The 13,032-nt window shown below is 58.7% G+C and carries 15 protein-coding genes and 2 pseudogenes; all 17 read left to right on the forward strand.

All coding sequences use genetic code 11. The annotated features are described in order from the left end of the window. On the forward strand, positions 1-368 hold a 368-nt coding region (locus tag EN943_RS04850; RefSeq protein ID WP_281060842.1), incomplete at its 5' end, for a nitrogenase component 1. Further along, the gene (gene nifX, locus EN943_RS04855) at positions 365-862 is read left to right on the forward strand and encodes a nitrogen fixation protein NifX (RefSeq protein ID WP_063169371.1); all 498 of its coding nucleotides are present in this window, start codon (positions 365-367) and stop codon (positions 860-862) included. The genes EN943_RS04850 and nifX, both read left to right, overlap by 4 nt. A gap of 16 nt (positions 863-878) precedes the next feature. Then, positions 879-1,358: a NifX-associated nitrogen fixation protein gene (locus EN943_RS04860; protein ID WP_024505267.1), complete on the forward strand. Its 480-nt coding sequence runs from the start codon at positions 879-881 to the stop codon at positions 1,356-1,358. Between the two features lie 107 nt (positions 1,359-1,465). Continuing rightward, complete coding sequence (locus tag EN943_RS04865; protein WP_224571202.1) at positions 1,466-2,170, forward strand: response regulator transcription factor; 705 nt, start codon at positions 1,466-1,468, stop codon at positions 2,168-2,170. Between the two features lie 95 nt (positions 2,171-2,265). Continuing rightward, entirely contained in the window at positions 2,266-3,138 is an 873-nt protein-coding gene (locus EN943_RS04870) for a universal stress protein (RefSeq protein WP_063169369.1), read from the forward strand. Between the two features lie 842 nt (positions 3,139-3,980). Continuing rightward, positions 3,981-5,279 (forward strand): SidA/IucD/PvdA family monooxygenase, encoded by a 1,299-nt coding sequence (locus tag EN943_RS04875; protein ID WP_063169368.1) that lies wholly within the window; start codon positions 3,981-3,983, stop codon positions 5,277-5,279. A 13-nt stretch (positions 5,280-5,292) separates the two neighbouring features. Continuing rightward, the gene (locus EN943_RS04880; protein ID WP_024505270.1) at positions 5,293-5,670 is read left to right on the forward strand and encodes a hypothetical protein; all 378 of its coding nucleotides are present in this window, start codon (positions 5,293-5,295) and stop codon (positions 5,668-5,670) included. Positions 5,671-5,942: 272 nt separating this feature from the next. Further along, a complete protein-coding gene (locus tag EN943_RS04885; RefSeq protein WP_063170388.1) occupies positions 5,943-7,088 on the forward strand; it encodes a TlpA disulfide reductase family protein in 1,146 nt (381 codons plus the stop codon). Between the two features lie 320 nt (positions 7,089-7,408). Beyond that, positions 7,409-7,852 (forward strand): DUF269 domain-containing protein, encoded by a 444-nt coding sequence (locus EN943_RS04890; RefSeq protein ID WP_224571203.1) that lies wholly within the window; start codon positions 7,409-7,411, stop codon positions 7,850-7,852. Between the two features lie 90 nt (positions 7,853-7,942). Next, positions 7,943-8,101 (forward strand): CCE_0567 family metalloprotein, encoded by a 159-nt coding sequence (locus EN943_RS04895; RefSeq protein ID WP_224571204.1) that lies wholly within the window; start codon positions 7,943-7,945, stop codon positions 8,099-8,101. Further along, positions 8,098-8,413, forward strand: a pseudogene (fdxB, locus tag EN943_RS04900) (ferredoxin III, nif-specific). Before EN943_RS04895 ends, fdxB (EN943_RS04900) begins: the two are co-directional and overlap by 4 nt. A gap of 79 nt (positions 8,414-8,492) precedes the next feature. After that, positions 8,493-8,684, forward strand: coding sequence for an exopolysaccharide production repressor protein (locus EN943_RS38195; protein WP_127230899.1), 192 nt, complete (start codon positions 8,493-8,495; stop codon positions 8,682-8,684). A gap of 236 nt (positions 8,685-8,920) precedes the next feature. Then, a complete protein-coding gene (locus EN943_RS04910; protein ID WP_024505903.1) occupies positions 8,921-9,934 on the forward strand; it encodes a 1-aminocyclopropane-1-carboxylate deaminase in 1,014 nt (337 codons plus the stop codon). Between the two features lie 599 nt (positions 9,935-10,533). Further along, positions 10,534-11,691 carry a TlpA disulfide reductase family protein gene (locus EN943_RS04915; protein WP_063170386.1) on the forward strand — a complete coding sequence of 386 codons (1,158 nt, stop codon included), beginning with the start codon at positions 10,534-10,536 and terminating at the stop codon, positions 11,689-11,691. A 324-nt stretch (positions 11,692-12,015) separates the two neighbouring features. Beyond that, a complete protein-coding gene (locus tag EN943_RS04920) occupies positions 12,016-12,453 on the forward strand; it encodes a DUF269 domain-containing protein (protein WP_126104992.1) in 438 nt (145 codons plus the stop codon). Positions 12,454-12,499: 46 nt separating this feature from the next. Then, positions 12,500-12,703 (forward strand): CCE_0567 family metalloprotein, encoded by a 204-nt coding sequence (locus EN943_RS04925; protein WP_063169367.1) that lies wholly within the window; start codon positions 12,500-12,502, stop codon positions 12,701-12,703. After that, a pseudogene (gene fdxB, locus EN943_RS04930) lies at positions 12,700-13,016 on the forward strand (ferredoxin III, nif-specific). Before EN943_RS04925 ends, fdxB (EN943_RS04930) begins: the two are co-directional and overlap by 4 nt. Positions 13,017-13,032: the final 16 nt, after the last annotated feature.

The following is a 13,032-nucleotide window of genomic DNA, read 5'->3' on the forward strand; positions in this document are numbered from 1 at the left end:
TCTTTGCTGGCCTCGGCTCCGAGATAGCCGCGGCCGTCACAACGACCGACAGGTCTAAAATTCTCGAGAAAGTCCCGGCGGTTTCGGTTCAGATCGGCGATCTCGGCGATCTGGAAAGTCTTGCCGTCGGTGCTGACCTGCTTGTCACGCATTCGCACGGGCGCCAAGCATCGGAGCGGCTCCGAATTCCGCTCATGCGCATCGGGTTCCCGGTCTTCGATCGACTAGGCAGCCAGCACAAGCTCGCAATTCTCTATCAGGGCACCCGCGACATGATCTTCGAGGTCGCCAGCATCTTCCAGGCCAACCAACACGCGCCCACTCCTGAGGCGCTTGATCCACTCCGTAATCGAGAAATATCACGATGAACGCTGTTCGCCGCCTCTCGCTGGTCAGTAGTGAGGTTTTCGCCCCGATGCCTGAACGACGTAAGGGCGCATTGCGCGTTGCGATCGCCACTCAGGACATGCAGGACCTCAACGCCCATTTCGGGTCGGCCAGGCGCTTTGCTGTCTACGACGTGACGCGCGAGGAATGGAATCTCGTAGAAGCCGTGGCCTTCGATGACGTGTCCGATGAAAGCGGGGAGCATCGGGCCGAGCGCGATGATCGCATCACGCCAAAGGTGGATGCGCTCAAGGGCTGTCAGATCCTGTTTTGTCTGGCAATTGGCGGCCCTTCGGCAGCCAAGCTTGTCGCGGCAAAAATCCACCCGATCAAAGTGGCGGAGCCCCAATCGATCCCACAGGTGCTCTTGCGCACGCAGATGATGCTCAGGACGTGTCCTCCGCCTTGGCTGCGCAAGGTGCTGGCGCGAGCGGGCATTGCCGAAAAGAAACCGTCCTTCGAGGACGAGGACTGAAAAGAGGAGGACGCCAATGCCTGACCCCGCAATCCCCCCAGCTGTCGCCGAAGACGAGGCGGCTCTTTGCACCCCGTTCGTCAAATGCCTCGTGCGGCTGATCCGTTCTCAGGATTCCTATGGCTCGTGGGAACGCAAAGCGGACGCTGAGCTGCTGGGCGACTTCATCATTACCAAGGAACAGCGCCGAGGGATCCCAATCATCGGAGATCCCGATCCCGACGTGCTGTGGAGGCTCGACAAGTACTACGCCGCCATCGGGCTTGCGATCGAGGAGCGCTGCGGCCTTATGGCATCGCCGATGATCCAGGTGAGCCATGAGGGTTTTGGTCGGGTGCTTTTCACGACCGGACGGCTGGTCGTTTTGTCCAAAACGCTGCGCGATGTCCACCGGTTTGGCTTCGAGACGCTCCTGAAGCTCGCCACGGCCGGTACGAAGCTGGTCGACGATGCGATTTCAGTCATCGAAACCTTTCCCCACGTGGCGCTGGCATGATGGGCGCGATTTTCGAGAAAGGCCATCATGACGGACCCGAGAAACTATGTTGGCCAGTCCCCTCGATCCAGGGACTCGAGGCCGACCAGGTTGTTGGGGTATCGCCGATGAAGAAGCCGCTGGTCCTGATCTGCTCGCAAGATGCCGAGTTCTATCTGCTCTACAGCCACATACTGGAGGTTGACGGTTTCAGCAGTGAGACGGCAGACGGCGCGAAGGCTGCGCTGGCCTTGGCCGAACAACGGGAGCTTCAGGCCGTAGTGCTGGATTGCGACCCAGCCAGCATAAACGGGTCCGCAATTTGCGCCCACCTCAAGCGGGAACCGCGCACCACCGACCTGCCTATCATCGCCCTGATCGCGCCTGGCGCCGAGCACCAGCACCTCGATCTCTTGAAGGCAGGCGTTGAGAGCTTTGTGCGGCCGGTGGCTCCGGCCAAGCTGCTCGACTGCCTGCGGGCGAGGCTCGGGCTGACCAAGCGTGGTCCGAACGGGGTTGAAAACGACAGTTGGATTTGTTGTGGAGGCCTGGAGATGAAGCTCGATGCCCATCGGGTTCGCGGTAATGGCCACGACATCCATCTCGGACGGATCGATTTCAACGTGCTGCGGCTTATGATTGAGGCCCCCGGCAAGGTCTTCAGCCGGGACGAGCTTATCGGGGCGGCCTGGCTGCCCAACATTCATGTCGGTGCACGCACCGTCGATGTCCATATCAGCCGAATCAGGAGGGCGCTGAAAACGGCCTTGCCCGGCAGCGTCATTCGCACCGTCAGGTCGGCCGGCTACTCGCTCGAGAAGCCGGACGACTGAAATCGGTGATCGAACGTGGTGCCGCTCTCTCTTCCTCCTGAGAGCGGTGTTGCCGCTTTGAGGCGCTCCTAACGAAGACCAGGAGAAGCAGGCAAATGGAATTTAAAAGCATATTCAGTGTGACGGGTGCTGATCATTCTGATGAGGACCTCACAACAGCTGCCGGACTGTGTGCCGAGGTCGGCGCGCACCTATCGGTACTCATTATACCGCCTCCATTGCTCTTGATGTCGTCTCCGCCCCCCGAATGGAATACAGGACGTGCACAGGCAATTGCAGTACCGAACTATCGATTTCAGCAAATCGAGAAATTTTCACAGGACGTGACCAGAATGGAAAGACGGTCCGCGGATATCCTCAAAAGGCTGAAAGCTATGTCGCTTTCCTGTGACGTTGACACCGACTATTGCGATCCGGCTAGCCTCGGTGAAGTGGCACGACAGCGGGCGCTCTGCGCTGACCTGACGATCGTTGGAGGAGACCTCCTCAACGATGAGACTCTCGGACCTCCTGTTGTCAACGGCTGCTTGTTCGATAGCGGAAAGCCGGTGCTCATCGTGCCGAAGGGCGTTAAGGCGACGCTGTCGCCTCGACGCGTGCTGGTCGGCTGGGATTCGCGTGTAGAGGCCTCGCGTGCGGTTCGGGAAGCTCTTAGTATCCTATCCGCTGCCAAGGAAGTCTGTGTCGCTATGGTCGATCCAAAGGCGCAAAACAACGGGAAAGGCGCGCAGTCTGGAGCTGACATCGCTGCCTATCTTACTCGGCACGGTGCTCGGGTCTCCGTTGACCTGCTTAAGAGCGCCGGCAAATCGGCGGGCACAGTGCTGACCCAGCACGCGAACGACATCTGTGCTGACATGATGGTTATGGGTGCTTATGGCAGCCGTGGGCTGCGTGAGCGGATTTTCGGCGGTCCGCCGAGCTGGAGCTTTGGGAAGACCACATTGCCGCTGTTTTTGGCTCGCTGATCAGCTCCGTAGGAACACCGATCAGGTCGTAGGACCGCCAACCAGTCCGAAGTCGTCGTCGGTTACCGGTCGGATTGCGGAGACATGGCTGGATCCGCGAACATCTTGCGACGCTTGTCAGAGCCAAACCGGACGCCTCGACTGCTTCACGACGCTCTCGTGAACCAACTCGTGCGAGATCGTCCGCAACGGGCAGTAAAGACGAACGGCTGCAGCAGACCGCAGCCAAGCCACAGGGCGGGTGTACCAGGAGACCCCGCCTCGTGCGCGAACCCTGTTGGAAGGCCCCTTATCAGTACCCGGACGCGCGTCAAATCGGCGGCTGTCCCTGTCAGCCTGCGGTGTGCAAGGGCCGCTGCCGCGGAGCTTCCCCTGCCCGATCGTCGGGCGTGCGACAATGTCGGATTCCAGACGAGCTGGAACTGCGCGAACTCGTTGGTTTGACAGGTCTTTATCCGGCACGCCGCATGCATGGGAGTCTCCGAAAGCATTAAGAGCCGTTATCCATGGTTACGCCCCTCGAAAGAAAGAGCCGCTTCCGTCGTGGCAGGGAAACAGCCACTCCTGGGGTGGAGGCCGGCGCTAGAAGCCGCCGTAAGATCCGGAAGAGCCGCGCGACAGCATCACACACTTTCCTTCTGCTCTTGGGTTCGGATCACGCCGCGCCGCTGTCGATGCCGCCGACATTGAGCCCAAGACCTGGAAGGCGGCACACGCTTTTGCTGTCCTCTCAGTCGGGACCGCGGCTCAAGCATGCCTGTGAGGTTCGCATTGCTCAATGCCCGGCAATCGACGTCAACATGCCGCTGAGTTGGAAAACACTCCTAGAGGAGTAAGGATAAGTGGACCTCTTTTGTATTGGTGTGGGTGCTGGACCATCTAATTTGAGCCTTGCGTGTCAGATACAGGAAGAGATTGCGCAAGGGGCACTGTTCCTGGACCGGGAGGTCGATTTCCGAGGACATCCAGGCAGCGCTTTCGATTGCGCGGAGCTCCAGGTCGGCCACTTCCAGGATCTGGTTACTCTGGTCAATCCGCGATCAGCCTACACATTCGTAAACTACCTCCACGAGAACGGGCGTCTTTACAATTTCCTCAATGCGCAATTTCACGGGGTGCTTAGAGCCGAGTTCGCCCAATATCTCAACTGGGCGTTCCAGAAGAATCCGCTTGTCCGTGGCGGCGAGGCCGTTCGCGAAATCCGCTTTGACGGCGAGTTTCGCGTGCGGACGGACAACGCGGTCCTTGATGCAAGAAACCTCGTCATCGACATAGGCAAGCAGGCGCAAATTCCGCCTCAGTTTCATGGCTGGACTGGACCCAACCTGTTCCACTCATCTGAGTTGGCCCACATCAATCCTGAGGTGCAAAAAAAGCATGTCTGCGTTGTTGGCGGCGGACAGTCGGGAGCCGAGCTGCTACTGCACCTTGTCGGCCGGCCGAAAGAACGGCGGCCCGCGGCGATCACATGGGTCTTGACGCGCGAGATGCCTTTCGACGACCACGCGTTCACAAACGGGCTGTTCACGCCATGCTTCTCGGATCGTTTTGCTGCGATGAGCGAGGTGCATCGACAGCTGTTCCTGCGGCGTTTCGCGCTTGCCTCCGAGGGCATTTCAGAAAGCAAGTTGCGCGCGGTCTATCAGGCGCTCTACCACCACGCCTTTCTCGAGCCACACCAATGCGAGATCACATTGCGGCCAAGTTGCAACGTGTCGCGCTGCATCAATGCCGGAGCAGGGCACAGGCTCACGCTGCAACGCGGCTTGGACAACATCGGAGAAGTAACCGCCGATATCGTCATCCTGGCCACCGGGTACGAGAAACCGCTGCCGGGTTTCCTAGAACCGATCGCAGATCGCCTCGAACAGATCGGCAATGAGCTCGCCATCGGCGAGGATTTTTCGGTGTACTGGGACGGACCGCGAGACCGACGCCTTTTCGTTCAGAACGCCTGCCTTGGACAGCGCGGGCTGGCTGATCCGAACTTTGGGCTGCTGGCCTGGCGAGCGCGCCGCATCCTTGACAGCCTTCTGCGGCGCGCGCCATGCGCCAATCCCGAGCATCTAGGGTTCATCAACCGTCCCTTGACGGAGTGCTGGCCCGACCTCGGAGTCGAACAAATGGGCAGCGGGATATGATTCGTCGATATTGATGATCGGCGGTGGCATTCAGGAAAGATTTCCGCCTCTGGCGGCAAAAGCGGGACGAGCAATATTCCTACGGCGTCAGATCGCTCTGCTCGCGCTTGAGCAAGGTAGCGTCGCGCGACTCCTGCTTGGCGTGAAACAGCAAAGGGCATTCAATCACGATGCAGCTTTACGTGCTGTCGGGCTCAACGCCACGTGGATCGAGCCCAACGCCGCCGTTGGCAACCGCGACGCGAATTATGACGCCGGGCCACATGCGGCGGTGGCTGCAAGGGTACCGAGCCTCTCCCGCACTTTCGACCCCATCGCCGAAGTGCGACTACTCCAGGACGCCGAAGCCGGTCTTATCGCCAGCGGGCCAGCCAAACTCTCACCTTCCTAAACGGCAGCCGCTAAGGTGAGCCGTCGAAAGCCGACATTCAGGTTAACGTCAGCTGGCCGTGTTAGGGCTCGCTTATTCAAGGCGGTACCGGCGCTTGCCGAAGCTAAGAAGGGTTGGCATGCCCTTTGCCGTGCTTGATGTGCGGCAACACGGTGAGAGCTCCGCTGAAGCAAGCGAGAGGGAGCAATGCCCTCGAGACCGTGTCCGATTTTGACTGGAAAATATTCCGCGACAAAAGAGACGAAAGGTGTGGAATGACTTTGGACACCAAGATGGAACTGCGTATGGGGTCCCCGGCTCCTGCGCTGAAAGTGGAGAACTGGCTGCGTGGCGAGCCCCTCACGAGCCTTCGGCCCGGCAAGGTCTACCTCGTTGAATTTTGGGCGACTTGGTGCCGACCATGTGTCCACGCCATGCCCCATTTGATCGAACTGCAGGAGAAATATAAAGACAGCGGATTTGAGATTATCGGAGTCGCAGCTTGCGAAAAGGCTGCAACCGCGGACGAAGCGCGGACCAACGTGGATGCCTGGCTGACCGAGAAGTTCCCGAATCTGAATTATCGGACAGCGTTCGATTGCACTGGCGAAATGAAAAAGCTCTGGCTGGAACCCAGCTCTTCGTTCGGGATTCCCACCTCGTTCGTGGTCGACCGCGACGGCCACATCGCTTATATCGGCCACCCGGCACCTCTCGATGACGTTTTGCCGAAAGTCCTTAACGGCAGCTGGCGCAGCAGCTATGAAGCGAAAGCCGTCGATGCAAAGCGAATCTCGCGTGTGCGCGAATCGTCGCTGAGTCAGCCGATATACGCCAAACTTGGGCCGGCGATGCAGGACGAGGATTGGGCAGCGGCACTATTGGCCATCGAAGAAGGCCTCGCCGTGATGCCAGACTCTTTTGATTTTCGGCGGGTTCATGCGGATATTCTGCTTCACAAGCTGCGCGACATCAAAACCGGCTTGCCGCTTATGCGCGAATTGGTCGAGGACGCGATCAACAAAAAGTTCGAAGCGATGTCTTGGGTGGTGATGGCGCTGAACCAACTCTTCCATCCCACGATCGACAACTCCCATCTTCCGCATGATGATCGCTTTGCGATGGGCAAGGAGCTCTCCGAACAGATCCTGGAACTTAATCCTCCGCAAGGCGATGGAGACTTTAAATTCGGGTGTTACTTTCCGGTCGCTCAGTATTATTACGAGAGCGGCAACAAGGACCGGGCGATCGAGTTGATCGAGGTGGCAATCAAATCGCTGGACCATTCGGAGCCAGTGCCGGACCAAACCAAACAGCGCTACCTCACCTCGTTGCTCCAAGCCCTGGCCAACTACACGGGTGAGCCTGCCTGTCACGCGGGTCTCTGTGTGGCTCCGCAAAACAAGACTTCCGAAACTCAAAACGCTGTCACTTCCTGAGCAAGGATCGCGAAGGGCATGACAATTGGAATTGAACACCGGCAAATCCGCCCGCCCAGGCGCACTTCGCAGCAATAACGTCGATGCCGCAAAAGTGCGCGGCTTGCGGCAGGTGGAATTTCCATTGCGTTTACCTCGGGTCGAACCGCGGCGCAGGCGTTCGCGCCGCGGTGAAAGGTCTCGCATTGGTGGACGTGCTCGAGGTCGGCCACGGGACACTGTTGCGTGGGATCGGCTCGCCCAAGCCATTCCCCGCCCACGCAAGCGCCCGAACCACACATCGCAGAAAAAGAGATCGTCCTTCAAGAGGAGTACTGAAATTGGGGAAAAGCGAAATTCCTCATGAACCGGTTGGCCCTGCTGTCCACGGGGACGACGAGGCCCTTGCTTCCCCGTTCGTCAAATGCCTCCTGCGGCTCATTCGTACTCAGGATTCCTTCGGCTTATGGGAAGGCCATTCGGATGCCGAGCTGCTGGCCGAGTTCATCATCACCAAGCAACAGCAACGTGCGGTACCCTTTGGCGGCGATCCCGATCCTGACGCGCTGTGGAGGCTCGACATGTTTTACACCGCCGTAGCGCTTGCGATCGAGGAGCGCTCCGGCGTGTCGACGTCGCCGACAATAGAAATGAAACCCGTGGGGGCTTCCGGCGGTTGGGCGTTCTGTCGAGACGTCCACCGGTTCGGCTTCGAGACTTTCCGCAAACTTGCTGAGGCCGGTACGAAACTGGTCGACGATGCGACTGCAGCCATTGAAGCCTAGCCCGAGATGGAGCGCATCAAGAAACCATTGTTCCAGGAAGGATCTATGTCAGACCTAGATAGGATGAGGAAAAAAGTCTGAAAGCTCCAGTTGCGTGCAGCTATTGCCAAGATGGCATTGCAGGACCTCGTCGAGGGTCTGCCGGGCAAGTGGGCCGACATACAGGAAGTCGCCGAGAAAACCCAAGCCGTTTATGCCGAGTTGGATGTTGCCAAGAGAGAACTCGCTTCAATGAAGAATTTAGGATGATGCGCACATTCACCACCCGTGACGGCTCCATTTGGATGCCGCCGTACCTGACCTCCATCGATAGCAAATCTGCATCGGCTGCTGCCGTTGTTTCAAGGTCTGCTCGCGCGATGTCATGCATCTTCACGGCGTTGATGATGCGGGTGAAATCCTCGCCCCTGCGATGACGAGGACGACGATTTCGACGGCAAGCTCAATCGCATGATCATGGTTGTCGATGATGCCGGCCGCTGCATAGGCTGCGGAGCCTGCGGCCGCGTCTGCCCCAAGAACTGCCAGACGCATGTTCCGGCCGACGAGCTCGCAACATGATCTGGCGAAAACCAGGGGAGCGGCGTGCACTTCATCTTTTTGTCGGCTCGTGGGGCTGGTCCTGTGCAGCAATGCGTCGATGGTTTACTTCGCTTTGGATTCGCTCCGTGTGGCAGTCGTCACGACGCTGGCCTGTTCGCTGCTGCTTCAGGCCGGCTACTTCGGCCGCGTGCTCTTTCTGATCTGGCAGTCCTCTAGCCGCGCTCGTGGAACTCGCCACAGGGGCCAGCATGCCGATGGTTACAGGAAAGCTCGGGTACCAGTCGTCTGACTCTGATCAACTGCGGAATGCAATTTTCAGCTGTGTCCCGGCTTGGTCGAATGCCCAGCATGTGCTGCTGCTTTGATGCGCGGATGACAGGATCAGTGCTCAGACCCACACCAATTTTGGTCACCCTCTGATGACTGAGCTGATCGTATAGGGAATCTGTGTTCGGCTAACACGCGACCATACCCCTGGGCTGACCGGTGCGTAGCAGGTTCAGGTACTTTTTTGCTGGAGATAGCATGCTGGAAAAATTCGAACGTTATCCGCTCACCTTTGGACCCACGCCGATCGAGAGGCTCGACCGCCTCGGCAAGCATCTGGGCGACAAGGTGGAAATCTACGTCAAACGCGAGGACTGCAACTCCGGTCTCGCGTTCGGCGGAAACAAGCTGCGCAAGCTCGAATACATTGTGCCCGACGCGATCGCGTCAGATGCCGATACGCTCGTCACAATCGGTGGCGTGCAGTCCAACCATACGCGCATGGTCGCTGCGGTCGCCGCCAAGATCGGCATGAAATGCCTCCTGGTCCAGGAGAGCTGGGTCCCACATGATGATGCTGTCTACGACCGGGTCGGCAATATCCTCTTGAGCCGCATCATGGGGGCAGAGGTGCGCCTGGTTGACGAGGGCTTTGACATCGGCATCCGCCGCAGCTGGGAAAAGGCACTTTATGAAGTCAAGGCAAGGGGCGGCAGGCCATATGCGATACCTGCCGGCGCCTCTGTCCACAAATACGGCGGCCTGGGCTATGTGGGGTTCGCTGAGGAGGTGCGTGCCCAGGAAGAGCAGCTTGGGTTTGCCTTCGACTATATCGTCGTCTGTACGGTGACTGGTTCAACCCACGGCGGCATGCTCGTCGGGTTCGCCAAGGATGGTCGACAGCGCAACGTGATCGGTATCGATGCCTCCGCCATGCCCGCCAAGACCAAGGCGCAGGTGCTTGGCATCGCCCAAAATACAGCGAAGCTCGTCCACCTCGGAGCGGAAATTGTCGAGGCAGACGTGGTGTTGTTCATGGACTACGCGTACCCGGGTTATGGCGTTCCATCGGAGGAAACCAAAGAGGCAATCCGTTTGTGCGCGCGGCTCGAGGGCATGATTACGGACCCCGTTTACGAGGGCAAATCGATGCAAGGGATGATCGACCTCGTCCAGAGGGGCTTCTTTCCACAGGGATCGAGGGTCCTCTACGCACATCTAGGCGGCGCACCGGCGATCAACGGGTACGGCTACACCTTTCGCAACGGCTGACGTTCGGCAGTCTGCGATTCCGCGGTCGCGCTCGAACGTGGGTAGGTAGCGTCGTTCGAGCGCTTGGCTGGAGAAGTGGAGGCAGCGACGGGCATCCACTAATTGGTACCATTACGTGCTGTCGGTGCTCAACGCCACGCGCATTGAGCGCATGCCGCCGTTGGCAACCGCGAGGCGAATTTTGACTCCGGGGCAAGAATCCACACGCGGCGGTGGCGGCACGAGGACCAAGCCGGCGAGTTCGCGCTTTCGAACTGGCGCCAAACTGCCACTGCTCGAGGGCCGAGGCCAGTCTAATCACAGGCGAGCCGTCCAAGCTCTCAAGAGTGATAGGGCGAAACCCGACAGCGGCAGAAGACATGTCGGGTTCACGACAATCGGCCGCATTTGGCCTCGTGGAGAATTTCAAAGCATTTCCCGCCGCTTACCGGAGCTGAGGGAATTGGCACCTCCGTTGCAGCTTGATGTGCGGCAACACGGTGAGAGCTTCGCTGAAGCAAGCCAGAGGGAGCGATGCCCTCGAGACCGTGTCCGATTTTGACTGGAAAATATTCCGCGACAAAAGAGACGAAAGGTGTGGAATGACTTTGGACACCAAGATGGAACTGCGTATGGGGTCCCCGGCTCCTGCGATCAAAGTGGAGAACTGGCTGCGTGGCGAGCCCCTCACGAACTTTCGGCCCGGCAAGGTCTACCTCGTTGAGTTTTGGGCGACTTGGTGCGGACCATGTGTCGACGCCATGCCCCATTTGATCGAACTGCAGGAGAAATATGAAGGCAGCGGATTTGAGGCGGTCGGAGTTGCCGCCTGCGAACAGGGTCCTACCGCAGACGAGGCGCGGACCAACGTGGATGCCTGGCTGACCGAGGAGTTCCCGAATCTGAATTATCGTATCGGGTTCGATTACATTGGCGAAATGAACAAGCTCTGGATGGATCCCAGCTCTTCGATTGGGATTCCCACCTCGTTCGTGGTCGACCGCGACGGCCACATCGCTTTTATCGGCCACCCGGCGGAACTCGATGACGTTTTGCCGAAAGTCCTTAACGGCAGCTGGCGCAGCAGCTATGAAGCGAAAGCCGCCGATGCAAAGCGCATCGCGCATAACCAACTTGCAGCGCGCGAAATGTCGCTTACCGGGCCGATATACGCCAAACTTGAGCCGGCGATGCAGGCCGAGGATTGGACGGCGGCGCTCTTGGCCATCGAAGAAGGCCTCGCCTTGATGCCAGACTCTTGTGAGTTCCGGCAGATTCATGCGGATCTTCTGCTTCACAAGCTGCGCGACATCAAGACCGGCATGCCGGTCATGCGAGAATTGGTCGAGGACGCGATCGACAAAACGTCCGACGCGGTGTCGTGGATGGCCTTGGCCCTCAACCAACTCTTCGATCCCACGATGGACAATTCCCATCTTCCGCGCGCGGAGCGCTTTGCGATGGGCAACGAGCTCTCGGAACAGATACTGGCACTCAATCCCCCGAACGGCGATGGCCCGTTTAAATACCTCCGGTACCTCCCGGTAGCTCAGTATTATTACGAGAGCGGCAACAAAGATCGCGCAATCGAGTTGATCGAGGTGGCACTGAAATCGGTGGACCGGCTGGGGCCAATTCCGGACCACACCAAACAGTACTATCTTACCCCATTGCTCGAAGCACTGGCCAACTACACGGGTGAGCCTGCCTGTCACGCGGATCTTTGTGTGGCTCCGCAAAAGAAGGCACCCGAAACTCAAAACGAAGTCACTTCCTGAGCAAGAATCGCGAAGGGACTGACAATTGGAATTGAACACTGGCCAATCCGCCCATCGAAGCTCTCTTCGCAGCAAGTATGTCGATGCAGCAGGGCGGCGGCTTGCGGAAGGTTGGATTTCAATTGCGTTGACCACCGGTCGGATCGCGGCGCAGACGATGTGCGCCGCGAATTCGCGCCGCAGGTCTCGCACTCGTGGACATGTCGAGGTCGGCCACGGGGCACTCTTGGGGTTGGCCCGCCCAAGCCATTCGTCGGCCACGCAAGCGGACCCGGAGTGGGCATCGCAGGAAAAGGAAATCGTACCTCGAAGACGAAGACTGAAATGACGAACAACGAAATTCCTCCGGTTGGCCCTGCTGTCAACAATGACGACGAGGCCCTTGCTTCCCCGTTCGTCAAATGCCTCCTGCGGCTCATTCGTACTCAGGATTCCTTCGGCTTATGGGAAGGCCATTCGGATGCCGAGCTGCTGGCCGAGTTCATCATCACCAAGCAACAGCAACGTGCGGTACCCTTTGGCGGCGATCCCGATCCTGACGCGCTGTGGAGGCTCGACATGTTTTACACCGCCGTAGCGCTTGCGATCGAGGAGCGCTCCGGCGTGTCGACGTCGCCAATAATTGGAATGAAGCCCCTGCGGGCTTCCAGCGGTTGGGCGTTCTGTCGAGACGTCCACCGGTTCGGCTTCGAGACTTTCCGCAAACTTGCTGAGGCCGGTACGAAACTGGTCGACGATGCGACTGCAGCCATTGAAGCCTAGCCCGAGATGGAGCGCATCAACAAAACCATTGTTCCAGGAAGGATCTATGTCAGACCTAGATAAGATGAGGAAGAAAGTCCGAAAGCTCCAGTTGCGTGCAGCTATTGCCAAGATGGCATTGCAGGACCTTGTCGAGGGTCTGCCGGGCAAGTGGGCCGACATACAGGAAGTCGCCGAGAAAACCCAAGCCGTTTATGCCGAGTTGGATGTTGCCAAGAGAGAACTCGCTTCAATGAAGAATTTAGGATGATGCGCACATTCACCACCCGTGACGGCTCCATTTGGATGCCGCCGTACCTGACCTCCATCGATAGCAAATCTGCATCGGCTGCTGCCGTTGTTTCAAGGTCTGCTCGCGCGATGTCATGCATCTTCACGGCGTTGATGATGCGGGTGAAATCCTCGGCCCCTGCGATGACGAGGACGACGATTTCGACGGCAAGCTCAATCGCATGATCATGGTTGTCGATGATGCCGGCCGCTGCATAGGCTGCGGAGCCTGCGGCCGCGTCTGCCCCAAGAACTGCCAGACGCATGTTGCGGCCGACGAGCTCGCAACATGATCTGGCGAAAACCAGG

The organism is Mesorhizobium sp. M7A.F.Ca.US.006.01.1.1, from assembly GCF_003997935.1.
Classification (GTDB): Bacteria; Pseudomonadota; Alphaproteobacteria; order Rhizobiales; family Rhizobiaceae; genus Mesorhizobium.

Bases quoted from the DNA above. Each gene is read 5' to 3' on its own strand.
- nifX (WP_063169371.1), top strand. From the start codon at position 365: ATGAACGCTGTTCGCCGCCTCTCGCTGGTCAGTAGTGAGGTTTTCGCC.
- EN943_RS04860 (WP_024505267.1), top strand. From the start codon at position 879: ATGCCTGACCCCGCAATCCCCCCAGCTGTCGCCGAAGACGAGGCGGCT.
- EN943_RS04865 (WP_224571202.1), top strand. From the start codon at position 1,466: ATGAAGAAGCCGCTGGTCCTGATCTGCTCGCAAGATGCCGAGTTCTAT.
- EN943_RS04870 (WP_063169369.1), top strand. From the start codon at position 2,266: ATGGAATTTAAAAGCATATTCAGTGTGACGGGTGCTGATCATTCTGAT.
- EN943_RS04880 (WP_024505270.1), top strand. From the start codon at position 5,293: ATGATCGGCGGTGGCATTCAGGAAAGATTTCCGCCTCTGGCGGCAAAA.
- EN943_RS04885 (WP_063170388.1), top strand. From the start codon at position 5,943: ATGGAACTGCGTATGGGGTCCCCGGCTCCTGCGCTGAAAGTGGAGAAC.
- EN943_RS38195 (WP_127230899.1), top strand. From the start codon at position 8,493: ATGGTTTACTTCGCTTTGGATTCGCTCCGTGTGGCAGTCGTCACGACG.
- EN943_RS04910 (WP_024505903.1), top strand. From the start codon at position 8,921: ATGCTGGAAAAATTCGAACGTTATCCGCTCACCTTTGGACCCACGCCG.
- EN943_RS04915 (WP_063170386.1), top strand. From the start codon at position 10,534: ATGGAACTGCGTATGGGGTCCCCGGCTCCTGCGATCAAAGTGGAGAAC.
- EN943_RS04920 (WP_126104992.1), top strand. From the start codon at position 12,016: ATGACGAACAACGAAATTCCTCCGGTTGGCCCTGCTGTCAACAATGAC.
- EN943_RS04925 (WP_063169367.1), top strand. From the start codon at position 12,500: ATGTCAGACCTAGATAAGATGAGGAAGAAAGTCCGAAAGCTCCAGTTG.